Raw genomic sequence first — 25,898 nt, forward strand, 5'->3', positions numbered from 1 at the left:
CCTAGATAATGATTAGTTGAGTAATTTGATTAATGTGTTGGTAAGCCAAAAAGGATATGACTCATCCAAATGACAAAACCATAACCAAATACACTAACAGTTGCGATAATTGGGAATAAGAAGACTGTTAGGAAAACAAATAGTTTCCACTCACCTTTTTTCTCAACTTTCTCGGCCTCTATATTACTTGTTTGCTGTTTCATCTAAAATTCCTGCAGAAATGATGATCTCTAGATTAGAGTTTAGGATAGTGTAAAGTAAGGTCAAGTAAGATAAATTGCAACAGATCAAAGAAAATATTATTTACTAAAGTATTTACAAAGTAATAGTTAATATAAGGGGGGGGGAATAACGTTTTATGAGGATAATAACGTTATTTCCATCTCTGTTTTAGCAGAAAGATCATTAAGGCAGCATATATAATAGGTTCAATCCAGCCAGATTTAACCGAAAGGTAATAATGTAGTGGTGTTAATAGCGCAGCCAAGTAAATAAAATTGTGTAATTTTTGCCAATTGCGCTGCATTTTACGACGCACGTACATCGGCGACGTTAACGCGAGCAGAAATAAAATCACAAACGCGATCATGCCAAGCCAAATGTATGGCCTTTTTACCAGTTCTTGGAGTAGTAAGACGATATCCCACCCTAAGTCTAACCAGGCAAACGCAATTAAATGCAGACTTGCATAGAAGAAACAATACAAACCAATAAGACGACGTGTCGAGATCAACAAACCTTCTTTATAGCGCTTTGCTAAAGGTGAGATAACTAATGTTAATACTAATAAATTTAACGCGCCCTTACCTAAAAAATGGATCACGGCTTGCACTGGGTCGCCGCCCAATGCATCAGCATCAATTGCCAACCCAAGATATACCAGCGGCATCATAGCCAGTACATGAATATAGGCCTTAAGATAAGGCACTCGTTTGTAGGTTAGCACAGGCATAATTAGATGTACCTCTTCAGATCCATTCCTTGGTATAAGCTCGCCACTTCTTCAGCATAACCATTGAACGGTAATGTTTTAATACGCTTAGAGCTGAAAATACTACCATTACCGATACGACGTTCTGATGCTTGACTCCAACGCGGATGATCAACAGCAGGATTAACATTGGCATAAAAACCATATTCTCGAGGTGCAAGACGATTCCAGGTCGTTGGCGGTTCTTTTTCTAACAGATGGATTTTAACAATTGATTTAATGCCTTTGAAACCATATTTCCATGGCACAACCAAACGGATTGGCGCACCATTTTGCGGCGCAAGGGTTTTACCAAATGTACCAACAGACAGCATTGTGAGCGGATGCATCGCTTCATCCATGCGTAACCCTTCGACATATGGCCAATCGAGACTACCGCCAAGATATGACGATGCTTGACCAGGCATTTGTTGCGGATCATATAAGGTTTCAAACGCGACATATTTGGCTTTTGAAGTCGGATTGGCTTTTTTAATAATTTCCGCTAACGAAAAACCTGTCCACGGGATCACCATCGACCACGCCTCAACACAGCGCATACGATAAATACGCTCTTCCAAATCGGCGACTTTAAATAAATCGTCATATCCGAGGGTAATTTCTTTTTCAACAGCGCCAGTGATGGTTAACGTCCACGGTTCGACTTTAAAGTCCTGGGCATTTTTTTGCGGGTCAGTTTTAGCTGTGCCAAATTCGTAAAAATTATTATGTGAAAGCACTTTTTTCTCTGGCGTCCAGATCTCACCATTAGCATAATCTTTACTGCCGGTTAAAGTCAGGGGCGATTGTGCAAATGCCTGGCTATTGGCTTTACTCTTATCGCCAGAAAAAATATCAAAGATGCTAGCTTGCGCTGGACTTGCTGCGGCCAAACCAACGCCAGCTAGGCCTAATTGTTTGAGGAATTGTCGACGTTGCTGATAAACCGGTTCGGCAACGACATCATTTTCATTTACTTGCAATTTATTTTTAGACTTAATTATCATTCCGTTACCTACTTGGTTAACTGCCTATGACGTAATCATGGTCTATTTAAGCAATTTGTTCATCACAGAATTATCACAATACCGGCACAATTTACTCTAAATGCAACACAGCCTTATTTAAATACAGTATAAGTGCTCAGTTTTCGGTTATGATTTTTTGTAAGTCCGCTTTTTAGCTGGTTTTTTCTTGAAGCGACCACCAGCAGGTTTACCACTAGAGAGACCGCGTAAGCCATCCGGTAATGTTGATTTAGCCTGCTCAATCATGCCTGATAATTGCTGTAATAGGCCGCCCATGAAATGCTGATAACTTGCTTCTTTTTTACTAATACCATCAAGTACCGACTCCCATTGCGCAGTCATATCCGGTAATGTCGCTGATTCAGGTAACGCATTAATCAAGCCTTTGCCTGCGTCAGTAGCTAAAATCAGTTTGTTATTACGCACTAAGAAATTACGTCTGAATAACAACTCAATAATCCCTGCTCGCGTGGCCTCCGTACCCAGGCCATCGGTGTCTTTTAAGATCCTACGGATATCACTGTCTTGTACATAACGAGAGATACCCGTCATCGCTGCAAGTAAGGTTGCATCACTGAAATGTTTTGGCGGCTGAGTTTGCTTTTCAATACATTCAGCCCGCTGACATAACACTTGCTCGCCTTTTTGGATCGTGGGTAGCTGCGCAGCTAATTCTTTTTCAGCTTCTGTTTGCTTGGTATTACCCGCCGATGATTTAGGGAATAATACTTTCCAGCCCTGCTTCAATGTCATTTTTGCTTTGGCAATAAACAGTCCACCAGCAATGGTGATTTCAGCCACTGTATCGGCATATTCATAAGCCGGATAAAACTGACACAGATATTGCCTCGCAACTAATTCATAAATATTCTTTTCACTGCTATTGAGTCGATCAACATTGCTGCTTTTTTCGGTCGGGATAATGGCATGATGCGCTTCTACCTTGCTATCGTTCCACGCTTTGCTGCGTAAACTCTGATCGGCATTTACCGCGGCTTGATTTAATGCGCTACTCGTATTGGCTATCGCCTTAATCACACTGCTACGATGGGCATAATGTTCTTTGGGTAAATAACGGCTATCGGAACGTGGGTAAGTAATCAGTTTATGACGCTCGTACAACGCTTGGCAGGTGTCTAATACTTGCTGCGCGCTCATACCAAAACGCTTAGCCCCGTCAATTTGCAATGACGATAAATTGTAAGGTAATGGCGCTGCTTGTTGTTTGTTTTTCTTTTCCAGCTTGGTCACTTCGCCCATTTTCCCCTGGACACGACTGACAACATTTTCAGCCAGTTTCTTCACTAACACCCGGCCATCTTCATCCATATATGGACGACAAGCTTCGCTCGGTTTCCATTTGGCTGTGAACGTTTCTTGTTGCTGGGTTTGTAGATGCGCGAGTACTTCATAGAAAGGCTTACTGACAAAATTGGCGATCTCGATATCACGTCGAACAACTAAGCCTAAGATCGGCGTTTGTACTCGCCCGACTGACAAGACACCTTGGTAACCGACTTTTTGGCCTTGTAAGGTATAAGCACGGGTCATGTTCATACCATAGAGCCAATCCGCTCGCGAGCGTGCTAATGCTGATACAGATAAGGGGATATAGTCACTGTTAGGCTGCAGGTTATTCAACGCCTTTGTTACGGCTGCCGGATTAAGATCGCTAATGAGCAAACGCTGGGCGGTATTTTTCTTTTTCGCTGGGGTTTTCAGAAATTCAATCACTTCATCGACCAGTAGCTGCCCTTCTCTGTCGGGATCACCCGCATGCACAAGACTCGTCGCCTTTTTAACTAATCCTCTTAATACGGTCAGCTGTTTACTGGTATTAGGTTTCTTCTTTAATTGCCAAGTCTCAGGCACGATTGGTAGGTGTTCTAAACGCCATTTTTTATAAACGTCATCGTAGGCGTCAGGCTCAGCCTGTTCGAGTAAGTGACCAATACACCAAGACACGACATCGCCATTACCCACCTCAATATAACCTTGCTGTTTCTTATGCGGTTTTGGTAATACGTCGGCAATAGCACGACCAAGGCTGGGTTTTTCGGCAATATAAAGTTTCATGATATTAGCAATTGTAGACTGTATGAATAAACAGTTAATGTAGCTAATTTTGCAGTGTAAGTCTATGACTTAAAAATGAGGAGGTAACAAGAGTAGATTAACGTATTAGGTAAAGGTAGATACGTTAATCTATTAAATTAAGCGATTATTAAGCAAGTAGCATCGCTAAATTAAACGATTGCGCGGCTTAAGTATTCAACTAACGCTTCTGATAAGTTCAGCCACTCATCTTCAGGAACATAAGCGCTTGGATCGTTTTCATCATATTCGCCGAACTCTTCCCAATAAACTTCACGTACTGCACAAGCGAAGTCATTGTTTAACTCAGCCATGTCGGCAATACTACCAAACCAAACAATATGGCGTAGATCAATAGTTAACTCGTTAACGTGTTCAATCCACTCTTCATCTGAATTTGTCTGTGCTTGTAATACTTTAAATCGTTGCTTTGCAGCAAACACTAACTCGCCATCCATCTCGCCTGTATCCGCGAGGATAGCCAAATACTCGTCATAAATAAACTCGATAGCTTCTTCACGGCCATTACACCAGTGTAGCTTAGTGCCTCTGCTACCTAATACTGATGCATTGTAAGAATCGTCAATATGCACGATAGCCCAGCTATCTATAAATTTACTCATGGTTTTCTCTTTAGTTTATGTAACGACAGATTATCAATCGCTATTATAACCGAAAATAGTTACGCTTGTATCTAACTTGATATACAGGCAATTGATATGAGCAAAGATACACTACCTAAAATAGCGATCATCGGCGCTGGCTGGTTAGGAAAACCATTAGCACAACAACTATTATCACAACATTACCCGCTGACGGTAAGTTGCAGCCATACAGACAAAGCCGCAAGTTTAACAATAGCAGGAATACCAGCAGTGGGCGCGACCCTTGCCGAAGAGCCTCAAGGAGATTGGCAGGGTTTATTAGCCAATAAAGATATTGCGATTTGCCTACTCCCTGCTAGCCGAGGTAATCATGTAAAAAGTCCCTTGGCAACGCAAATAAAGCAATTACTGCTCATGTTAAAACAATATAACGTGGGTAAATTTATTTTTGTCAGCTCTACCAGTATTTATCAAAAAACCAATAATACGCTAGCAGAAGCGGCGCCATTAAACCCGAGCAGTACCGTGTATGCAGCAGAACAATTGATACAACAGCAACGGGATATTGAGTACACCATTATCCGTTTTGCCGGACTTATTAGCGAAGATCGAAATCCAACGCGTAGCTTATCGAAGAAAAGTGCTAGCGGACATATCTTTGATGCAGGTCTGTCACCAGTAAATTTAATCCATCAAAACGATGCAATTGGTGTCATTCAACAAGTGATAAAACAACAGTGTTGGGGAGAAATATTTAATGCCTGTAGCGATCTACACGAGAGCAGAGAAGCATTTTATCAACAGGGCGCGATACAACTCGGCATTACCATACCAACATTCACCATTGATAACAGTAAACCAGATTGCATCATTGCCAATGATAAATTAAAGCAGCAGCTAAACTATCAATTCAAACATAACTCAGCTACAGATTTAGTAATTTAGGCTTTGGCATTTGACTTGGCTTGATGCTGTCAACAAGATAAAGAGACATAAGAATAGGGTGGCGTAGCCAAATTCGAGCGCGTCCCCAACGGTAAATAGTCTTTACTTGCTTAGATACAACGGGGGTATAGCATACTGCCGTACAGGTTGCGCAGGTTGGTTTCTCTGTACCACTCTCACAAAATGCCAATTTACGTGCCGTCATTTGTTGTAGACGATCGCACTCTCGACACACTTTACCTTGATAAACATGATGTTGTTTACAATACATAGTGATCATTGCATTTTGCAGGCGCATTTCACGTTTTAAGCGTGGATGCGCTAAGATTTCAGTGACTGTTTTCATCGTATATCTATTCTATTTATGAGCAAATCAACATAACTATCAAGCAAGTTAAAGTATCACTAAACAATAGAATTAATCTTGTATAAATTCAGAAGAGCGCAATTAGAACAGCAAAAATATCGAACTGCAAGACAAAAAATTTGATGCGTTTAGTTTGCATTCGTTTTTGCCTTGCCTCTCCGATCACGTCATCATGACATAAAAAACGGTCTTAATTATTGCCCAGCTTGCGTTAATCCGACCGTAACAGCCTCTTTCGTTAACAGCTCTGGTAATAACTTCCCCTGTGGCAATGCCGGACCAAATACCTGATTAAAGGGAATAGCATAACGTCCATGGCGTTTTAGATAAGTCTCAATCTGCTTATCAGGTTTTGTCCAATCGCCTTTCATCGCCACCACATTATCCGCATTTAACCGTTTGATAATATCACTACGTTGCAATACTGCGCGCTCATTCACCACGCAGGTAATACACCAATCCGCTGTAATATCGATGAACACTGTTTTTCCTTCCGCGATATAGTCAGCAATTTTTTCAGGCTCAAATGCTTGCCACTGTATTGTAGAGGTTGAGGTCGACGCCACATTATCACCCGTGAGGTCAGCTACCGATGCAGGAGCCCAAATAATGGTGTTGGCTAACAACAAGTACACAGTAAACGTGGTGACTAAAGTACGAGGGCCAGGTTTAACGATCAGTAATATCACCATGGCGCAAATTATCAAACTGAATAGAGTCCATAGCAACATCGTTAAATGCGCTTGTAACAACCAAACCAGCCAGACTAATGTTGCACATAGTAACGTAGCTAAAAATTGACGAAAACGCACCATCCACAATCCCGGTTTAGGCATGATCTTCACACTATTCGGCCACATCGCGATCAGCAAGTACGGTAATGACAATCCAAAGGCTAAGCCACTAAATATCACCATAATTTGCCAACTAGATCCCGCCAGTGCAAACGCTACGGCGGTGCCTAAGAAAGGTGCTGAGCACGGCGTTGCCAATAACACAGCAAAAATACCTTGGTAAAAATGACCTTTGTTGGAACCCGATATTTTATCCATCAAACTTTGCGGTAACTGCACATCAAACTTATCTAATAGATTTAAGGCAAATAACACCAACACCGGGATCATAATCAGTAAAAATGTCGCCGATTGAAATTGCACACCCCAACCAAATCCAATACCGAAGTATTTAAGGCCAATAAACAACAAACCTAATAACCAAAAGGCGACAAAAATACCGGCTGCGCTTAATAAAAAATTAATCCGGCGTTGCGCATTAGATTCACTAACCGATTCAACCACACCTAATAACTTAATCGACAATACCGGTAATACACACGGCATTAAGTTAAGAATGAAACCACCAGCAATCGCCAGCAATAGCATGTATACCCAGCTTGGTAAGGTTTGCTCAATAATCGTTGGAGTAATATTATCAGTAAAACTCACCCCGCCTTCCTTAGAAGTAAGCGTCACTTTTAATGTTTGATTAGGATCGAGTCGTGCAGGTGTTCCAGCCATATCCTCGACAGCCATAATGAGCCGCGTCACCCCCTCTTTTTGGGTTATTTCTGGTCGGCTAAACAAGGTAAAATCGACACCCTCAACAAAACCATCCACAACAGGCTCCGTAAGCCCTGCCACTTCAATAACTAATTGCGATGACGTACTATCCCAACCGAGCTGTTGTAATGATGCAGATGTCGCACTGATTTCGACTGGGACATTGGTAACATAAGTTTGTAATTGCGCGCTTGATGCTTTATCTATACTGGGATCTGTCGCAGGTAAGTTCAACGTAAGATTAACCTGGGCGCGAATACACACCTCTCGGCATACTAACATTGTCGTTTTAGCTTGTAGCGCTAGCGCTTTACTTGGGTCTGTCACCGTCACTTGCAAAGGATAAATAACTTCATGCTTGTAACCATATGTCTCAACGTCATATACCATCATGCGCTGAGGTATAGGCCACAACCATTCCACATTGGCTAAATTATCAGAACCTTGCCAATCAATGCTGGGCGGCGCACCTGCTAATCCAGGCGAGCTCCAATAGGTTTTCCACTCATCATCCAAGGTTATTTTTAAGCCCATTGATAATACGCTAGCGCCATTAACGCCATTCGCTGTCGACAATAACTGCGCAGTAGCCACTTTCGCTGCTGGATCAAATGCACTCGCACTTTGCTGTGCAGAGGCGAAAGAAGAAAGTAATAAGCAAACTAAAATATAAAATCGCATTCAGTAAATCCCCAATTTTTTACACTATGGTTATCTTAAATCAGCACCTTAATATATGACATTAAAAATGCATGTATAACCTCATTCATTATCTAACCCAGCGATAATTAGATATACTTCTCACGAAAAATCACTAACACTCGTATTCGGTTGGATAGTTAATTTATCCAGCGTTGAGCAATTTCATCACCTCACTTTTACAATAGGCAACTACAATGGATTACGCATTTGTTAAACACATGCACATGGGCATGGCTTACCTGAGTATCACTTTCTTTATTTTTCGTTCAATTTTGTCAGTTTCAGAATCGGCATTATTACAAAATAAAGTAATCAAAATATTACCGCACATCATTGATACCTTGCTTATATTACTCGCTGGTCACTTAATGATGACAATCCAACAATATCCATTTGTGGATGCTTGGTTAACGGCAAAATTAATCGCACTTATCGCTTATATTATTGTTGGCACTATCGCGATTAAACGCGGCAAGACAGCAGTGATCCGTTTATGGGCAAGTGTTGTCGCTATTGCTATATTCGCGTATATTCTTGGCGTTGCCAAAAGCCATGATGTCATGTCATGGTTAGCACTCGCTTAAAGGCTCCCCAATGACAGCAGCAGTACTATTACAGCAATACAGTAAGTTATTTCAATGTACGGGCAAACCAGTATTAGATTTAGCCTGTGGTGCTGGACGCAATGGCTTGTATTTGCAACAACAGCAAATACCGACTATTTTTGCTGACCAAAACCAAGCGGCATTAACCAGTATAGCTTTGACGCCAGGTATCAATGCCAAGCAGTGCTGGCAAGTGGACTTTGAAGATGGTCAACAGCAACTACGACCTAACAGCTATCAAGGCATCGTAGTATTTCGCTATTTACACCGCCCGCTAATTGACAATATCAAGCAAGCAGTATGCTCTGGTGGTATTGTCATTTATGAAACGTTTACGGTTGAAAATAGGCAGTTTGGTCGACCTAACCGTGATGCTTTTTTATTACAGTTGGGGGAGTTAAAAGAGATGTTCAGTGATTGGGAATGTTTACATTATTTCGAAGGGATTGAACGAAATCCAGATCGTGCGATCGCGCAGATAGTCTGTAAAAAACCATAAAAAAAGCGCCATGTCGAATCATCAACATGGCGCTCTTATCACAATTATAACAATCCGATATTAAGCGCGGATGAAATCAATGTGTTGTAATTTTGGCTTGAACGCGTGGCGTTGCATAGCTTTAACAGTAACAGCCATTTCAGTACCGTCAACTACAAGCGTAATTACTGAAGAGAAGAACTCTTCGTTACGTTGTGCGTTGTTAACTGTATCGTGGTCTAGTTCGATAGAGATAGCTTCTTCGCCTTTACCGTAGATTACAGCAGGGAATTTGTTAGCGTGACGTAGGCGGCGGCTCGCACCTTTCCCAAGGTCAGAACGTACTTGTGCTTCAAAAGTGAAAGACATAATCTTTTCCTAATAATAAGTAGTAGTATTTAGATCCGGACTAAAATCCAGATAAGTAAGCGTCTTTTAACTGCTGCCTGCGACCGGGCAACAACAGTATAATTAACGGGTGCGGATAATACCATGGCAGCACAAACACAACAAGCAAATGCGCATAACTAAAAATGACAAGGGAAATTAAGCAGGGGAGATTCGATGAATAAACCTAACTCACAAAATAAGATAAATTATAATCTGTTTTAATAATTATCCACTATACTGGCGAATTAATACATTGTGATACATCTAAAAACAAGTGATGAAACCACCAAAATCAACATAAACATCCAAATCCAATAATATATCGATATAATAAATCAATTAAAATTCAAAGTCAGTTTAAGATCACTAAACCGATTATTTCAATAAGTTAATACTACTTTAGGTCAAGTTTATACTGCTATAATCTAAAAACTAACGCCCCGCACATATTTTAGGATCTTGCATGCTGGACTCAGAATTAATTAGGCTAAGTAAAGACAATAATCAAGCCGAAGTCCGCCTGATCCCAAATAAACACGCACCGCTCACCGTGGCGAATTTACTTAGTCTGCTCAATGTTGACCCCTTTAATCAATTATCGCCCATTCTTGCCAACCTTGAAGAAGCTGTTACCCAAATAAATAAGCTTACCGGTAAACGTGCTGGCGCTGAAGAGTTGATTTTTATTCTTGCAGACCGCAATAACTGCAAAATAGAAATATCGCTCAGTAAAGATAACATGCAAGCAGAGATAAATTTAACCGCTGGCTGGGGTGACCATCAAGTTTCAATTGATGATATTTTAACTGAGCTTAATAATAACAAGATCCACCTTGGTATTGATAAGCAAAAAATAGCAACCCAGCTCACTCAATTATCAGCTCTCTCTCCTGGTCAAGAAATCACGATTATTGCCGCCGAAGGTCAGTTACCCATTAATGGTAAAAACGCCGAGTTAAAACGCCAAGTATCATTAGCTCGAGAACGTTTATTACAGCCACAGCTTAAAGCTGACGGTAATGTTGATATGCGTAACCTTGGTGAAATAGAGATGGTCGAGAAGAACGATCTCCTCATCGAAAAAATACCCGCAGATGACGGCACTAAAGGATTCGATTTATTGGGCAAAGAATTATTGCCTAAGTCAGGTAAAGATACCAAGCTACAAGCAGGCCCTGGTACGTGTATTGATCCCAATAACCCATTAAAGCTACTTGCAACCATGACAGGCCAAGTCGTTGAGGTTAGAGGCGTACTACAAGTTGATGATATGCTGACGATTAAAAGTGTCGATGTCAGTACTGGCCACATTAAATTTAAAGGCAGTATCCTAATCACTGGCGATGTCGATGCCGAGATGATAGTACAAAGCAGTGGTGATATTACCGTCATGGGGTTCGTTGATTCCGCGACCTTAATTGCCGAAGGCGATGTTATCGTCAACAAAGGTATTTTAGGGCGCCAAGTCACCAACAAAGACAACCTTCAAGAACTGGCGACTAAAATCACCGCACAAGGACAGATACGCGCCCAGTTTGTGCAGTACTCAGCGCTAACAGCAACAGGTGACATCACGATCACCAAGCAGCTATTACACAGTGTGACCAATACCAAAGGAAAGCTGACGGTCAATGACGGTTTCAACCGCCGTGGCGATATCGTCGGTGGTATTGTTAACGCCAGCAATGGTATTAGCGTCGTCAGCATTGGAGCTACATCGGGTACGAGAACTGAAATCTTCTGTGCCATGCAAGAAGGTGATATACGCGAACAAGTTCAAGATCGTAGCTTAGAATTAAAAGCACTGGTTGAAGAAGATGATTCATTATGGATTAAAATCAACAACCTACCACCAAAAGAAAAATGGAAACACGATCACGGTGTAGTAACAGAAATAAAAGAAATGCTGCATTCGAAAAATAGATTCAACCAGCAACGCGTGGATGATGAAATCGAACTGCAACAGCTACAGCTAGAACTCGAACAATACTACCAAGTACACCTGATTGATGTAGGTAAATGTATTTTTGATAATGTGACATTAAATATTGGTTCTGCATCAACAATCACCCAACGTGAGTACGGCCCTTGTCGAGTGGTATATAAAGACAAACAAATTGACTTTGACTATGCTCATCACGGTTAAGTCATCATTACGTTGTCGTCGTATTGAAATGAAAAAGGCCTAAGTCGCAGCAACGACTTAGGCCTTTCTGATATAGCGTTAACGCTTATAGACTTGCTAATGCCTGGGTAAAGTCAGCCAGTAAATCCTCGGTATCTTCAATACCAATCGAACAGCGGATCATATTCTCGCTAATACCCGATTCTTGACGAGCAGCTAGACCGATTTCATGGAAAATAGTCGGTGCTACAGGCAATGCTAAACTACGATTATCACCTAAGTGCGTTGCACCAATAACCAATTTCAATTCATTCAAGAACTGGCAACAATCAAAGCCATCTTTAAGATCTAAGCTGATCATCGACCCTGATGCGCCAAATAATGATTTAGCCCGGGCATATTGTGGATGTGATTCTAGACCAGGATAATAAACGCGAGCAACTTTCGGGTGGTTCTCTAACATGAGTGCAAGAGCCAATGCCGAGCTAGATGATTGCTTAACACGTAGCGCCATCGTTTCTGAACCCAGTGCTAATTGCCCTGCCGATTCAGAACTCAGGCAAGCGCCCATATCACGAAGACCTTTCTTCTTCATTTGCGCATAACCCCACATTGCAGGATCACCTTTACGGTACGCTTCAAAGATATTTGGATACTGTGACCAGTCAAATAAACCCGTGTCAGTAACAGAACCACCAATCACATTACCGTGACCACCAAAATATTTTGATAGCGAAGTAACGATCAGATGACATTTCACCGCTTTCGGTTGGAACAGATAGGCTGATGTTAGCGTATTATCGACAACATATAATAAGCCTTTCGCATCACACAGTTCACCGATTTCAGCTAGATCACAAACTTGTGTCGCTGGATTAGCAATGGTTTCTACAAACACCATTTTAGTGTTCGCTTGGCAAGCTGCAGCAACATTCGCCACATCAGTAGCATCAACAAGCGTCACTTCAATACCAAAACTTTTTAAAGTGCCAAACACACTCGAGGTATTACCGAATAAAAAACGGCTGGCAACGATATGATCGCCACCTTTTAATAAAGTCAAAAATACCGCGACAATCGCCGCCATACCTGAGCTAAAACAAAGTGATGCTTTACCCTGTTCCATTTCACAGATCATGTTCTGTAACATATCAATCGTTGGCGTTGCTTGACGAGCATAAGCTTGGCCAGCTTGGCGGCCTTGGAAGATATCGATAAGATCTTGAATGTCATCATAACCGTAAGTAGCAGAGTTATAAATTGGCGCGTGAATAGCACCAAACTCTAAATTTTGATTGTGATCATGATGAACTAAGTGCGTAGTGAATCCCTGCTCTTTCATTGTTATTCCTTCATACAACAAATTGACGTTAACCTCATTATTGATCAGGATGAGGTTAACTTATAGCATTTATGTCATTTATAATTAGCGGCTAAGGTTACGGATGGACATCTCGGCTAATTGGGTTTTGTAACGAGATCAATGTTTCTGTCGATTGCACTTCTTCAATCTGTTGAATTTTATCAATCAATACTTTTTGTAATTCATCAATTGAGCGCGTCATCAGTTTTACAAAAATATTATAATTACCCGTTGTGTAATATGCTTCAACGACTTCATCTAACGCTCTTAATTGCGCTAACGCAGAAGGGTAATCTTTTGCGCTTTTTAGATTAATACCAATAAAACAACATACGTCATAACCGAGTTTCTTCGGACACACTTCAACTTTAGTACCAAGGATAACACCAGTTGATTTCATTTTTTCAACACGAACGTGAATAGTACCCGCACTAACGTTAAACTTTTTAGCCAGTTCAGCATAAGGTACACGTGCATTGACCATGAGTGCATTAAGGATTTTTTTATCTAATTCATCAAGATGAGCATTAAGCGACATTACAACGATTCCGATCATAAGTAACAATACAAGAAGTCGATTATAACGCTAAAACCATAATCATCTAGCGTATAATTTGAATAATCTTGATAAATTACCACCTTTTTGACTGCATAACTGCGATTTAGCCACAATATCCTTAATTAATAGCTCAATTTGTCACATTCGAAATTAGTTTAATGACAATGTTAAAAATACTATTGGTCACATTGCCTGCTTGAGTTACCATTTCGGTCTGCACACCGCGCAATTATTTATTCAGGTAACTTAATGTCTCAGCAACAATACAATCTTATCGTCGTACTCGGCGCGACCGCATCGGGAAAGACACGCTTGGGTGTCGACCTCGCGAAACAATTAAACGGTGAAGTGATCTCGGGCGACTCTCGACAGGTCTATATCGGCCTCGATATTGGCTCAGGCAAAGATTTAGCTGAATACGGTGATGTACCTTATCACTTGATTGATATTATAGAACCCGGTAAAGAATATAACGCCTTTCAATTTCAGCGTGATTTTTTCAACGCATTCAAGGATATTAACCAACGCAATAAGTTACCGCTACTTGTCGGCGGCACTGGTTTATACATCGATGCAGTGGTTGCTGGTTATGAATTTGTGCAACTCGATAAAAATATTCCCCAGCGTGAGCAGTTTGCTGAAATGGCTTTAGAAGATGTACAGCAAATTTTGCTTGAGCTTGATAGCCAATCCTATACAACAACGGACATTACTGTGCGTCCACGCTTGTATCGTGCCATTGAAATAGCCCAACATGCAGCATCGCAAACAAGTGCCGTCATCAAAACAGTACTGCCAGAAATAGAGCCTCTGTATTTCGGTATAAAATGGGATCGTAGTGTATTACGCCAGCGCATCACCTTACGCTTAAAAGAACGTTTAGAAAATGGCATGCTTGAAGAAGTTGAAGGTTTGTTAGCGCAAGGTATTACGCATGACAAATTAGAGTACCTTGGGCTTGAATACCGCTTTGTCAGCCAGTATATCGAAGGTAAAATCAGCTATGATGAAATGTTTGATATATTGAATATCGCCATTCATAAATACGCAAAGCGCCAAGATACGTGGTTCAGAAGAATGGAACGTCAAGGTGCTATCATTCATTGGTTAGACGGTACAGGTGATATCAATGAGCAAGCGCAAGCGGTACTCAATCAATTTCAAAGAAGTTAATATGTAGACGCGCATAATAACGCTAAGTCCTCATTTCTCAGTATCAAAAAAGCCACACCGAATCGGCGTGGCTTATTATCTAACTCTATCTACTTACTCAATTATTTATTCTTCAATTTAAGTAAATACTTACCTAAGTCAGTATTATTTAGTCACTTGATGCTCTGGATTGTATTTATCCATCACGACAGCACACACTGCATCACCGGTAATATTCAATGCTGTACGCACCATATCAAAAATACGATCTAATGCGAATAGCAGTGGTAAACCTTCGATTGGAATGCCAGCCGCTAATAATACTGCAACAACAAGGAAAGACGGTCCTGGAACGCCCGCTTGACCAATTGCACCTAATGTCGATGTAAAGATAATCGCAGCATAAGCAGCCATACCTAATTCAACATTAAACATTTGTGCAAAGAACACGGCTACTAGACCATAATAAATAGCATTACCACTCATGTTGATCGTCGCACCTAACGGTAATACAAACGCAGCTGTTGAGTTAGCAAGTTTTAATTCTTTTTCACATACTTCCAGTGTCACAGGCAATGTAGCCATTGATGACGCTGTCGATAATGCTAATGCTTGAGGTTTCTTCATCGCAGACATAAATTTCAGTACTGGCGTATCAGAGAAAAACTTCACTACAAGTGGATAGAAAATGAAACCGTAGATAATAATTGCTGCAATATAAACAACAAACAATTTCATTACCACAGCTAGTGCGCTAAAACCAAACGTACCAACAGATTCAGCCATCAGACCAAAGACACCAATTGGGGCAATAATCATCACACAATTGATCATCCAAACAAATGCATCAATGATGGTATTTAAACCGTCCATGATTGGCTTAGCACGTTTGCGTTCAACCTTCGTTAATGCAATACCAAAGAAGATACTGAATACTAGAATTTGTAAAATATTACCGCTCGTTAACGCACTGAATACATTCGTTGGGATCATGCCAATAATGGTATCAAATACACCCGGTAATGCGCCTTGCTCAGCAGTTACGACAGCTAAACCTGTCGCATGTTTAGAGAAATCAACACCAACCCCAGGTTCAAATACATTACCCATAACAAGCGCAAGTGCGACAGCAATCGCAGATGTCAGCATAAAGAAGACAAATGTACCAACACCAATCTTACCTGCTGAAGGACTGTCACCAAGATTAGCTGCACCAGCAATAATCGATACAGCAACAAGTGGAATCACTAACATTTTTATTAGATTAATAAACAGCGCGCCCAATGGTGCAAATATGGCAGCGCCTTCGCCCATGAAAGCACCGACGGCAGCACCAATGATCATAGCGACTACAACTTGAAACCCAATATTTTTAACTAGACTTTTTTTATCCTTAAGCAAAACACTCTCCCAACAAGGCTTTAAACAATACATTATACGTTAACGAAAAATCGCGGCGAAGATAACACAGCAAGTAAGGCATAAATGTGATCAAACGCCAACTTTTCGTCTATATCTTTGCAAAATCGATAACAAAGCATTGCCTTTTTAGGATAAATGATAATTAAGGATTTAAATCTACGATTCGTTAATCTCGGTTAAGTAATGCCATTAACCCACTGACGCGTTCGGTACGTAATTTAATCGCCTTTTTCATCACGGTCACGTTAGTGAATATGTCTAATTGCTCTTTTGCACGAGTAATACCGGTATAAACTAACTCTCTTGTTAGCACTGGATTGAAACGATTAGGTAAAATCATAACCGTGTGTCTAAACTCGGAACCTTGTGATTTATGAATAGTCATTGCAAAGACAGTTTGATGTGGTGGCAATCGACTCGGTAAAAAAGATTGCATATTACCGTCCGCCATTTCAAAATAAACCCGCATGCGGCGATCTTCATCCTGCATACAAATACCAATATCGCCATTGTATAAACCAAGACCATGATCATTATTGGTGATCATAATCGGCCTACCTGCATACCATTCAGATTGATCTTTACGTATCTTACGCGCCGCTAGCAGTGCTTTTTCAATACGCTGGTTTAAACCTTCAACACCAAAATCACCTTCTCTGATTGCCGTTAAAATTTGGAAATCATTAAAACGGCGTAATATCGACTTTGCTTCATCGTCACTCGGTGATACGACAATCTTAGCTAAGTAATCTTGATAACCTTTTTTTGCCATCGTGATAAGCGCGTCATAGGTTTCAGTCGATAACGGGTGCAAATTAATATCATCATGCTGATTTTCCCATACGCTATCAAATTCGTTCAGATCGCCTCTATTTACAGCCCCTGCTAAACAGCCAATACCTGACTCTGCATCGAAACGATAGCTCTTACGTAATAAGCAGAGGCTGTCATATATCGCCGTCGCATCTGTTGCTTGGTATTGGTTTAGATCATAATCGGTAATCTTAGATAACCAATTCACTTGCCCTGCAGAATAACCCGCCGTTGCATAAGCACAGATATCAGCTAATACAGAGCCCGCCTCTACCGACGCAAGTTGATCTTTATCGCCCAGTAATATTAGTCGAGCATGGGGCGGTAATGCCGCTAACAATTTCGCCATCAGTGGTAAATCAACCATTGAGGCTTCATCAACAACCAGTACATCAAGATGTAATGGGTTATCTTTATTGTGACGGAATGCTTGTCTATTCGGGACAACCCCTAATAATCGATGTATTGTCCCTGCTTGTTCAGGAATAAGATCCGCTACATTCACGGGTAAATCTAACTTGCCCTTCGCACCCGCAATCGACTCTGTTAAACGAGCCGCCGCTTTACCTGTTGGTGCAACAAGTTTAATCGTTAGCGCCTGTTGTGCTAGTAAACCTTGTTCAATTAATAAGGCTAATAATTTAGTTACTGTCGTTGTTTTACCCGTTCCAGGGCCGCCGGATATCACTGAGAAATGGCGTGTCGCTGCGACAGCTACAGATAGCTTTTGCCAGTTAAGACAATACGCTTCAGGGATCAAGCTATCTAAGGCATGCAGTTCTTGGGCATTTTTAGCGGTAAGCAATACCTGCTCCACATCATTCCAGCTAATACGGCCTTTCTTAACGACGTCTAAGTATTTGGCCACAAATGACTGCGCACTAAAATTAGCGTCTCGTTCTTTCGCTAAAATAGGAAAGAGGAAACCATAATCACGTTTAAATAAGCGATTAAGGCTGGCACTGAGATCAGGCTGTTGGCTTTGCTTTGCTAACCCCTTCAACTGCTGCGCAACTTGTAACTCGTAAGCCCAGTAACGCTGTAAATATAATTTACCCGCATCAGCAACAAACTGCAGTGGCGCAGACTCGCCCACAACAACTGAGTTTGCTAATAAACTTGGCCAAGACTCATTACGACTCGATATTTCCGCCAGTAATAAGTGTGAACGGGTTAAATTTAGATCAAATAAAGCATTGCTATCGATACCCTGTAAATCAATGCACACATGACCTTTACCCAGTTGATAGCTGGTTAAACAGGCTAATAAAATAATCGCGGGTTCAGATTCATAATTACTAATAAATCGAGCGAATTGATAATCAAGTTGACGGATCTGATTTTCACTAGCTAATTCTTTTAAACACTGAAGTATGCTCATTATGCAAGCTCTCCTAAAAATAAATCATCTAACTGCATAATAAAATCGAGTGAGGGTTTAGTGAAAAACACACCATATTCATTACCCGTCTCAACCCTCACTCCACGTAAAAATAAGTAATAAACACCACCAAAATGCTGCTGGTAATCATAATCTGGAATACGCGAACGTAGAAAACGATGTAATGCCAAAGTATATAACTGATACTGCAGCTCATACCGATGCTCAATCATGACATGATCAATCGCATCGGCAGTGTACTCAGCTTGGCTGTCACCTAAATGGTTAGATTTATAATCGAGTACGTAATAACGGCCTTCATAGACAAACACCAAATCGATGAAACCTTTTAACATACCGCTGACTTGCTGAAAGTCTAACTCGCCCGCTTGCTGAGATAATCCGTCATGCTGCTTTATCAATACGTTCAAATCATCACAGTTAAGCGACGAGATAGGCATGAAGAATTCCATCTCCACTTTCTTTTGTGAGGGGGTTAATTGGCGTAAACTAAAACCATCTTGTAGTGGACAATCCAGTACCTGATTCACCAATTCAAGTAAAATCGGTAACCAAGCAATATCGTAACCTTCACGCTCTAATAGTTGTAATATCTGTTCAGTTAGCGCGTCTGCATCGACATTAGCAAAATCAATATGCTCAAATACTGTATGTAATAAAGTACCGGCGGCAGCACCACGTGGGAAACTAAAAATATCCCAATTCATTTCCTGCTCTTCATCTTTCTCGGTATTCACTTCAACATCAAACCCTGGTAATTCCAAAGAGGCATCGTAACTAGAATGACTGTTACCAGCATTACCGTTAGAACGATGACGAGACAATGCAGAATAACTTGTTACCCACCAATTCTTACTGATCGGGTTAGTCATGGTTTTAGCTTGATAGGTTACCACTTGTTCAACAACAGGCTGGTAAGCAGGTACTGCTGCTAACGGCGGTTCCACAATAGCAACGTACGCTCTTAGTTCATCAACAGGTTGCTCTGCAAGTTTTTCAACACAGGTTTTAAATTCGGTATCTTTGCACTCTTCGCCTTGCTGTAATAGATAGCCCATCGCATTGAGATGCATCTTATTATGAGAGTTACCCATTTTAACGGCGCCAAGTCCTAACCAGGTAGCATAAACACCACGTGTTAACGCCACGTAGAGTAGGCGTAAGTCTTCGGCCAAGCGTTCTTCATCCGCTTGCTGTTTCGCTATTTCGAGTGCATCGGCATCATCTAAATCAAGGTGCACATAAGTATGCCCATCTTGATGATAAAGCGGCGTTGATGCTTGTCTGGTCGCACAAATAAATGGCAGGAATACTAAGTTATATTCCAGTCCTTTGGATTTGTGAATAGTCACAACCTGCACCAAGTCTGCTTCACTTTCTAAACGTACTAATTGCTCTTGTGCATCACCATTCGGGTTTTCAATTTTTTCACCGAACCAACGGAATAAACTGTATTCACCATCAAGCTCTAAACTTGCTTCTTGCAATAGTTCACCTAAATGCAGAACGTCAGTTAAACGGCGATCACCGCCTTGAGCAGATAGCATGATTGCCGCGATATTTTGTTTATTCAGTAACAATCTTAATGCCGGTAAGAAACCTTGCCACTGTAAGGTTTTTTGGTAGAGCTTAAATTCAGCAACCGTTTGCTCCCACACTTTTTCATCGTTACTGAGCTGGTCTAACTCAATGGCCGGTTTTTCAAAAATAGATGTCGCTAATGCCGCTCGTAATAACCCCTCATCTTCAGGATTCAATATAGCTGCAAAGATATGGTACAACTCGCGCGCTTCACGACTAGCGAATACACTTTCGCGATTCGACATATACACACTAGGAATAGATAAAGCATCAAACTGATCACGCACTAATTTAGCTTCAGCACCAGTACGTACAAGAATGGCAATATCACCTGCTTTTATCGGACGTCCCGATAGCATGGCATTACCTTGCTGGGCATCCGTCAATAAGGTCGCAATTTGGTTCGCTGTCGCCTTGGCATAAACTTGTTGGTATCGACCCTTGGTGATATTTTTTTGGTCTTCCTCTTCATGCAACCACAGTTGTAGCGCCGCTGGTTCAATACCATTTAATAATAAGGGTTTGCTTTTACCGTGTGAATCAACGGGCTGGAAACTGATACTGTCTTCATAAATAAACGGCTTATTGGCATGTTCAAATACGCGGTTAACCGCACTAACCATCGAACTCGAAGATCGCCAGTTTTTAGCTAAGGTATAATGAGCCTCAACATTTTTACGCGCTTGCATGTAGGTAAAAATATCAGCGCCACGGAAACTATAAATCGCTTGTTTCGGGTCGCCAATCATGAACAAACCAGCACCGTCTTGCTTGCCATAAATGGTATTAAAAATATCGTACTGTTGTTGATCAGTATCTTGGAATTCGTCAATCATCGCGATTGGATATTGGCTGCGAATACATTCCGCTAAACTAACAGCTTGGTCACCAGTTAATGCATCTGATAACCCAGACAGTAAATCATCAAACGATAATAGCTGTGATTGGTTCTTAGTTTTCATCACACGTGCACGCACGTATTCAACGGCTTTAACGATGAAACAATCTTTAAGTGACAAAGGTTTTTCTAATAGCCGTTCAATATCATCAAATACTTGATGCTCTGGTGATGCTTTACCCTTTTTGGTTTTCGTCGTTAACGCATGTTGAGAAAACTTAACCAAACAATCAGGCAGATCATTTTGAGTGGTTTCTGATTGCGACCACGTCAGCATTTCATGTAACCATTTCGATATGCTCGCAGGACGGTAGCTATTACCGTTTAAATTTCCTGCTTGAATCAACTCACAAAGATCGCCTACGTTTTTAAACCACGAGGCTTTGACCTGCTGAATCGAGGCCACGAGTTTGTCGTAATCCTCAGCAATATCATCACAGCTTGTTTTGGCAATAAACTCAATATCGGTATTAGATAGGTATCCAGCAATGTCTCGTAATAGCGCTTGAGGCGATGACCAAAAACTATGTACCATATCCACCATGCCGTCATTATAGCGATAGAAATGGCTACGCCAGAAGTCAGCAACGGCATTAAACTTTAGCTGTGATTCATCGGTAATGAATTCACTCTCAAATAATGCCCCCGATTCAAATGCATTTTGCTTAAGCATGCGCTGACAAAAACCATGAATGGTATAAATAGCCGCTTCATCCATTTGTCTTTCTGCAGCTAATAGTAATTTTGCACAACGCCCGTAATCTTGCTCTTGAATATCTGCCAGCAGCAAGCTGATCACAGGGTCGCTACTGTGACTAATGCTAAATGCGATCCGCGCTTGATGAATACGGGCGCGAATGCGATCACGTAACTCCGCAGTAGCCGCTTCCGTAAAGGTTACAACTAATATTTGTTCAACTGTGAGAAGTTGGTTTTCACCGTCTTTTTGATAAGCATTTACGCCGCCATGCCCTAAAAGTAAACGCAGATATAAACTGGCGATAGTGAATGTTTTACCCGTCCCAGCAGATGCTTCAATAAGGCGTTCTCCATATAAGGGAAACGTCATTGCATTTAGAATATTTACATCAGCCATTATTCAACATCCTCTAGGTAATCAAATATCGGAAATAGTGTGGTTTCAGAGGATGCTTTCATCAAGTCATAAACGTCATCATTTAAACGTGGAAAACTGCGCTGTAAGTAATCATCCGCATTTTCACCCATGCGGTTATAACCACCTTCGAAATTTAACAATGCTTCAGCACGTAATTTATATTCATCAGGTTCAGAACTTGAACACATGGCTTTTGCCCAACCCCAGCCCGTTTTTGGAAATAGCGCAAAAGGCTGGCAACAACCATCGCTATATACTTCGAGTAACTGAAATAATAATTCCCGCGCTCGAGATTGCTCAATTACTTTCAGGCGTTGTACGATAGGTTTGCCCGCGGTTAAATGAACTAAAGTAGTCGGCATCGGATTTTTAACACTAATACAAAAGCACAAGTGCTCTAACCAAACTTGTAAGTAATCTTTACCATTGAACCCGCTTGGCTTATGCCGTACCAAACCACCGTTATATACTTGTTTTAACCAACCAACTAAGCGCCCTGATATCAGTGGAATATCAACTTCGATATCATCATTACTATTAGTTAACAGAGGTGTTAATACCTGAGCAAGCTGGCTTACCGTCGCCACTTCTTTGTTTAATGATATTTGTCCAAATCGGCCTAAAGGCAGACTACCAGAGGCAACTAACCGAGCTGTCACCAGTGCAACATCACCGCCCGCCAATTCTGTTTCTAGCAATTGTGCTTTAAGGTGATATTTTTCTAAATTATCAACATCAAAAGGTTCATCATCCAATACATCAAGACTTGCTTGGTTAAAGTAAACTTTCAAACGTCGGTTAAAGAAATACTTGGTTGGATGACGGTAGAAACGCAGTAACTCCGCAAGCTCAATTTCTTGAGTATCATCGTTAACAGCTAATGCAGGCAAAGGTTCACTTAAGAATTCTCTTAACTCAACATTGGGCGCTAATGCGGGTAACCACTCTTTAGCGAATGACGTTGGCGACTCTGGATTGAAATAACGCGCATCAAAAGGCTGCAGTGCATGATGATTAATTAAATGATTCAGTAAACGCTCTGATGATTCATCTGGTGAAAGATGTTCATCACCCGCAATACAAAAGCTTTGCTGACAATACTGTAATAACTCAGTAATCAATACAGATGGCAAACGTTCACTCTTATCGCGAATGCTGTTACCTATGTAGCTAATGTATAATTTACTTTGTGCTGAAATCAACGCTTCTAAAAATAGATAACGGTCATCATCACGACGACTACGATCACCTTGCTTGTGATCATTCGCCATTAAATCAAAACCCATCGGTGGAATCGAGCGTGGATAAACACCGTCATTCATACCAAGTAAACAAATGACTTTAAACGGTATTGAACGCATTGGCATAAGCGTACAAAAGTTAACTTGTCCGGCGAGGAATTTTTGGCTTGAGCCTACTTGTGATAATGCATTATTTAAATAATCACGTAACACCAGCGGTGTAATTAATTTATCGTAACTGGCACTTTTTAATTGCCCATCAAGATGAGAAAAAGCATCACGAATAATTTTTATCGATTGCTCATCATCTACATTTATTTTATAAAAATTATCGATGAGTGTATTCGCTAGCTTGATCCAATCAACAATCGATTTAGGATCTTGCAATGAAGTAATACTATCTAATAACGCTTCAATAAATTGAGCAAGTTTACCTAATAATTCAGCTTCAATACCCTGCACTTCTTGGTAGGGTAAAATACCTTGGTAAATATCATCACCGCCATATGCATAGCCTAACAGCATGCGATGTAAGCCAAACAACCATGTATTTTGCTTCATACCTGGTAAATCAAAGCGTGTAGCATCATCCTCATCTAATCCCCAACGGATACCAGACTCATCAATCCATTGGCGTAATCGGTTAAACTCATCAGGTGTAATAGCAAAACGAGCTAACACTGCGGGAACTTCTAATAACGACAATAGTTCAGAGACATTGCAGCGCGATAGAGGTAAAGCCAATAACTGTAAAAAGCTGAGTAGGATAGGGTTATCGTACTGCGCGCCACTATCAGAAACCGAAAAAGGAATATAACGCTCATCATAACGATCGATAGCACCAAACACAGCTTGAATATAAGGGCTATAGCCATTCACATCAGGCATCATGATAACCACATCACGTGGGTTTAAATCTGGATTTTCCGCAAACATTGTAAGCAAGTTATTATGTAATACTTCGACTTCACGCATAGGGCTATGGCAACTATGCAGCTCCAATGAAGAATCAACTGTACTAACAGCAAGCTTATAGCTGCTATCGGGTTCTGAACCATCATTTACTGGCGAACTAAATTCAGCCATACTGCGATCTGATAAATCTAAAATATCACGCTGGATACTAGCCAGTAAGCCTTCATCAGTCGGTTCAACAAATACATCTAACTCCTGACAGCCAAATTCAGTTAGTAGCGCCAAGTTATCACGACCTAATTTCCCCATAGAAGCTAATAATGGATTGCCCACTTTAAAGGCGTCATCTTCATCAAATAAAGCACGAACTGTATCTTCATCACTCGCGCTCACTTTATGGCTCATGCCCAACTTTTCATTATTGTGATTAAGCATAGTGCGTTGTTTTAACAACCACTTCGGGTCGATAAGGTCCCCCCAATATAATCGGCAAGGGTTAGATAACATGAAATGAACATCAGTGTGCATACCAAGTGCTCGTAAAGCATCCAAATAACGTGGGGGTAGTGCAGAAACACCAAATACAAATATGCGTGCAGGTAAAAGCGTTGCATCAAAATGAGACTGATTAAGACGCGCAATAAATTGATCGTATAAGTTTGCACGATGGTAATGAGATTGACCCAGCTCTTCCGTTTTTTTGACTAGTGCGCGCCATAATAACGGCTGCCAAGGGTGTGTATCCGCATGATCATTTTCGCCACCTTCCCACTTAGCTATCCAGTCTGGTCGATATACTAAATATTGATCGAAGGTATCGGATATTTTTTGGCATAGCTGAAATAGCCGATAATCATCGGTGTCATCCGCTAAATAATGCTTTAATGATTCGAATTCAATTTGTTCTAATAAATCAGGCAGTATCAGCATTAACTTCCACGACATCGCTTCTTTATTGAAAGCACTTTTGTCTGGGATATTAGGTAATACTTTCTGGAACATTTTCCAAATAAAAGACGCTGGTAATGGAAAGGTGATATTCGCCGATATGCCCATCGACTTTGCTAGTTCCATTTTCACCCATTGCGCCATACCTGGGCTTTGCACTAGAACTTGCTCTTCGACAAAAGGATCCGCAAGTGGGTCTTTAGCAATAAAGTGAGCCATAAGCTCTTTTAAAATATCTAACTGATTCGAATGATAAAGATTAAACACGGTAACTCCAGACTGATAACCTACTGGAATTGTGGAGCATACCAACTAACTATGCAATATAGAAAAAACAACATGTTGGTTTTTGCGACAGAAATAGATAAACACCTGCAGATACAAAGATCTTAGATTGTTAAGCGCTGCCATTATACGATCCCAAATAAAAACCAGCCGAAGGCTGGTTTTTATTATCTTACTTATCATCGAAATCAGTACTATCACGCGATTTTACTGAATTTCAGAGACAAAAAAGCCGATATCATCACTGATATCGGCTATCTCTAATTTGGCGCTTGGCGATGCCCTACTCTCACATGGGGAAACCCCACACTACCATCGGCGTTATTACGTTTCA

The 25,898-nt window shown here is 40.9% G+C and carries 19 protein-coding genes; 5 read left to right on the forward strand and 14 right to left on the reverse strand.

All coding sequences use genetic code 11. The features are described from left to right. Positions 1–29: 29 nt before the first annotated feature. The 5 genes from JFU56_RS20075 to JFU56_RS20095 form a co-directional block, all read right to left on the reverse strand. Positions 30–203 carry a periplasmic nitrate reductase, NapE protein gene (locus JFU56_RS20075; protein ID WP_198439028.1) on the reverse strand — a complete coding sequence of 58 codons (174 nt, stop codon included), beginning with the start codon at positions 201–203 and terminating at the stop codon, positions 30–32. A gap of 170 nt (positions 204–373) precedes the next feature. Next, positions 374–952 (reverse strand): protein-methionine-sulfoxide reductase heme-binding subunit MsrQ, encoded by a 579-nt coding sequence (gene msrQ, locus JFU56_RS20080; RefSeq protein WP_198439029.1) that lies wholly within the window; start codon positions 950–952, stop codon positions 374–376. Between the two features lie 2 nt (positions 953–954). Continuing rightward, positions 955–1,977: a protein-methionine-sulfoxide reductase catalytic subunit MsrP gene (gene msrP, locus JFU56_RS20085; protein WP_198439030.1), complete on the reverse strand. Its 1,023-nt coding sequence runs from the start codon at positions 1,975–1,977 to the stop codon at positions 955–957. 147 nt (positions 1,978–2,124) lie between these two features. After that, a complete protein-coding gene (locus JFU56_RS20090; RefSeq protein WP_198439031.1) occupies positions 2,125–4,074 on the reverse strand; it encodes a DNA topoisomerase III in 1,950 nt (649 codons plus the stop codon). A 170-nt stretch (positions 4,075–4,244) separates the two neighbouring features. Continuing rightward, the gene (locus JFU56_RS20095) at positions 4,245–4,715 is read right to left on the reverse strand and encodes a hypothetical protein (RefSeq protein ID WP_198439032.1); all 471 of its coding nucleotides are present in this window, start codon (positions 4,713–4,715) and stop codon (positions 4,245–4,247) included. 96 nt (positions 4,716–4,811) lie between these two features. Here JFU56_RS20095 and JFU56_RS20100 point away from each other — a divergent pair, with 96 nt between their 5' ends. Continuing rightward, complete coding sequence (locus JFU56_RS20100; RefSeq protein WP_198439033.1) at positions 4,812–5,642, forward strand: NAD(P)H-binding protein; 831 nt, start codon at positions 4,812–4,814, stop codon at positions 5,640–5,642. Here the strand turns inward: JFU56_RS20100 and JFU56_RS20105 are convergent. Together JFU56_RS20105 and JFU56_RS20110 are read right to left on the reverse strand one after the other, a co-directional pair. Then, a complete protein-coding gene (locus JFU56_RS20105; RefSeq protein ID WP_198439034.1) occupies positions 5,623–5,988 on the reverse strand; it encodes a nitrous oxide-stimulated promoter family protein in 366 nt (121 codons plus the stop codon). The two genes, JFU56_RS20100 and JFU56_RS20105, sit on opposite strands and share 20 nt — an antisense overlap. 215 nt (positions 5,989–6,203) lie before the next feature. Further along, on the reverse strand, positions 6,204–8,249 hold the full coding sequence (locus JFU56_RS20110; RefSeq protein WP_198439035.1) for a protein-disulfide reductase DsbD: 2,046 nt from the start codon (positions 8,247–8,249) through the stop codon (positions 6,204–6,206). Positions 8,250–8,464: 215 nt separating this feature from the next. Here JFU56_RS20110 and JFU56_RS20115 point away from each other — a divergent pair, with 215 nt between their 5' ends. After that, a complete protein-coding gene (locus JFU56_RS20115) occupies positions 8,465–8,854 on the forward strand; it encodes a SirB2 family protein (RefSeq protein WP_198439036.1) in 390 nt (129 codons plus the stop codon). Between the two features lie 10 nt (positions 8,855–8,864). Continuing rightward, on the forward strand, positions 8,865–9,374 hold the full coding sequence (locus JFU56_RS20120) for a methyltransferase (protein WP_198439037.1): 510 nt from the start codon (positions 8,865–8,867) through the stop codon (positions 9,372–9,374). Positions 9,375–9,434: 60 nt separating this feature from the next. On the opposite strand, the gene rplY is transcribed toward JFU56_RS20120, so the two are convergent. After that, positions 9,435–9,722 carry a 50S ribosomal protein L25 gene (rplY, locus tag JFU56_RS20125; RefSeq protein ID WP_198439038.1) on the reverse strand — a complete coding sequence of 96 codons (288 nt, stop codon included), beginning with the start codon at positions 9,720–9,722 and terminating at the stop codon, positions 9,435–9,437. Positions 9,723–10,206: 484 nt separating this feature from the next. Here rplY and JFU56_RS20130 point away from each other — a divergent pair, with 484 nt between their 5' ends. Beyond that, a complete protein-coding gene (locus tag JFU56_RS20130) occupies positions 10,207–11,889 on the forward strand; it encodes a DUF342 domain-containing protein (RefSeq protein ID WP_198439039.1) in 1,683 nt (560 codons plus the stop codon). An 85-nt stretch (positions 11,890–11,974) separates the two neighbouring features. Here JFU56_RS20130 and JFU56_RS20135 read toward each other — a convergent pair whose 3' ends face one another. Continuing rightward, positions 11,975–13,210: a cystathionine gamma-synthase family protein gene (locus JFU56_RS20135; protein ID WP_198439040.1), complete on the reverse strand. Its 1,236-nt coding sequence runs from the start codon at positions 13,208–13,210 to the stop codon at positions 11,975–11,977. Positions 13,211–13,307: 97 nt separating this feature from the next. Then, positions 13,308–13,769, reverse strand: a complete 462-nt coding sequence (asnC, locus tag JFU56_RS20140; RefSeq protein WP_198439041.1) for a transcriptional regulator AsnC — start codon at positions 13,767–13,769, stop codon at positions 13,308–13,310. Between the two features lie 270 nt (positions 13,770–14,039). On the opposite strand from asnC, the gene miaA reads away from it, so the two are divergent. Then, the gene (miaA, locus tag JFU56_RS20145) at positions 14,040–14,963 is read left to right on the forward strand and encodes a tRNA (adenosine(37)-N6)-dimethylallyltransferase MiaA (protein ID WP_198439042.1); all 924 of its coding nucleotides are present in this window, start codon (positions 14,040–14,042) and stop codon (positions 14,961–14,963) included. A 144-nt stretch (positions 14,964–15,107) separates the two neighbouring features. Here the strand turns inward: miaA and JFU56_RS20150 are convergent, their stop codons facing one another. From JFU56_RS20150 to recC, 4 genes are all read right to left on the reverse strand, one after another. Beyond that, the gene (locus JFU56_RS20150) at positions 15,108–16,343 is read right to left on the reverse strand and encodes a dicarboxylate/amino acid:cation symporter (RefSeq protein WP_374221058.1); all 1,236 of its coding nucleotides are present in this window, start codon (positions 16,341–16,343) and stop codon (positions 15,108–15,110) included. Positions 16,344–16,530: 187 nt separating this feature from the next. Beyond that, on the reverse strand, positions 16,531–18,558 hold the full coding sequence (gene recD, locus JFU56_RS20155) for an exodeoxyribonuclease V subunit alpha (RefSeq protein ID WP_198439044.1): 2,028 nt from the start codon (positions 18,556–18,558) through the stop codon (positions 16,531–16,533). Beyond that, the gene (recB, locus tag JFU56_RS20160) at positions 18,558–22,154 is read right to left on the reverse strand and encodes an exodeoxyribonuclease V subunit beta (RefSeq protein ID WP_198439045.1); all 3,597 of its coding nucleotides are present in this window, start codon (positions 22,152–22,154) and stop codon (positions 18,558–18,560) included. Before recB ends, recD begins: the two co-directional genes overlap by 1 nt. Beyond that, the gene (gene recC, locus JFU56_RS20165) at positions 22,154–25,546 is read right to left on the reverse strand and encodes an exodeoxyribonuclease V subunit gamma (RefSeq protein WP_198439046.1); all 3,393 of its coding nucleotides are present in this window, start codon (positions 25,544–25,546) and stop codon (positions 22,154–22,156) included. Before recC ends, recB begins: the two co-directional genes overlap by 1 nt. Positions 25,547–25,898: the final 352 nt, after the last annotated feature.

This window comes from Moritella sp. F3 (assembly GCF_015082335.1).
Taxonomy (GTDB): Bacteria; Pseudomonadota; Gammaproteobacteria; order Enterobacterales; family Moritellaceae; genus Moritella.

Coding starts and splice junctions, on each gene's coding strand:
- JFU56_RS20075 (WP_198439028.1), bottom strand. CDS start 203: ATGAAACAGCAAACAAGTAATATAGAGGCCGAGAAAGTTGAGAAAAAA.
- msrQ (WP_198439029.1), bottom strand. CDS start 952: ATGCCTGTGCTAACCTACAAACGAGTGCCTTATCTTAAGGCCTATATT.
- msrP (WP_198439030.1), bottom strand. CDS start 1,977: ATGATAATTAAGTCTAAAAATAAATTGCAAGTAAATGAAAATGATGTC.
- JFU56_RS20090 (WP_198439031.1), bottom strand. CDS start 4,074: ATGAAACTTTATATTGCCGAAAAACCCAGCCTTGGTCGTGCTATTGCC.
- JFU56_RS20095 (WP_198439032.1), bottom strand. CDS start 4,715: ATGAGTAAATTTATAGATAGCTGGGCTATCGTGCATATTGACGATTCT.
- JFU56_RS20100 (WP_198439033.1), top strand. CDS start 4,812: ATGAGCAAAGATACACTACCTAAAATAGCGATCATCGGCGCTGGCTGG.
- JFU56_RS20105 (WP_198439034.1), bottom strand. CDS start 5,988: ATGAAAACAGTCACTGAAATCTTAGCGCATCCACGCTTAAAACGTGAA.
- JFU56_RS20110 (WP_198439035.1), bottom strand. CDS start 8,249: ATGCGATTTTATATTTTAGTTTGCTTATTACTTTCTTCTTTCGCCTCT.
- JFU56_RS20115 (WP_198439036.1), top strand. CDS start 8,465: ATGGATTACGCATTTGTTAAACACATGCACATGGGCATGGCTTACCTG.
- JFU56_RS20120 (WP_198439037.1), top strand. CDS start 8,865: ATGACAGCAGCAGTACTATTACAGCAATACAGTAAGTTATTTCAATGT.
- rplY (WP_198439038.1), bottom strand. CDS start 9,722: ATGTCTTTCACTTTTGAAGCACAAGTACGTTCTGACCTTGGGAAAGGT.
- JFU56_RS20130 (WP_198439039.1), top strand. CDS start 10,207: ATGCTGGACTCAGAATTAATTAGGCTAAGTAAAGACAATAATCAAGCC.
- JFU56_RS20135 (WP_198439040.1), bottom strand. CDS start 13,210: ATGAAAGAGCAGGGATTCACTACGCACTTAGTTCATCATGATCACAAT.
- asnC (WP_198439041.1), bottom strand. CDS start 13,769: ATGTCGCTTAATGCTCATCTTGATGAATTAGATAAAAAAATCCTTAAT.
- miaA (WP_198439042.1), top strand. CDS start 14,040: ATGTCTCAGCAACAATACAATCTTATCGTCGTACTCGGCGCGACCGCA.
- recD (WP_198439044.1), bottom strand. CDS start 18,558: ATGAGCATACTTCAGTGTTTAAAAGAATTAGCTAGTGAAAATCAGATC.
- recB (WP_198439045.1), bottom strand. CDS start 22,154: ATGGCTGATGTAAATATTCTAAATGCAATGACGTTTCCCTTATATGGA.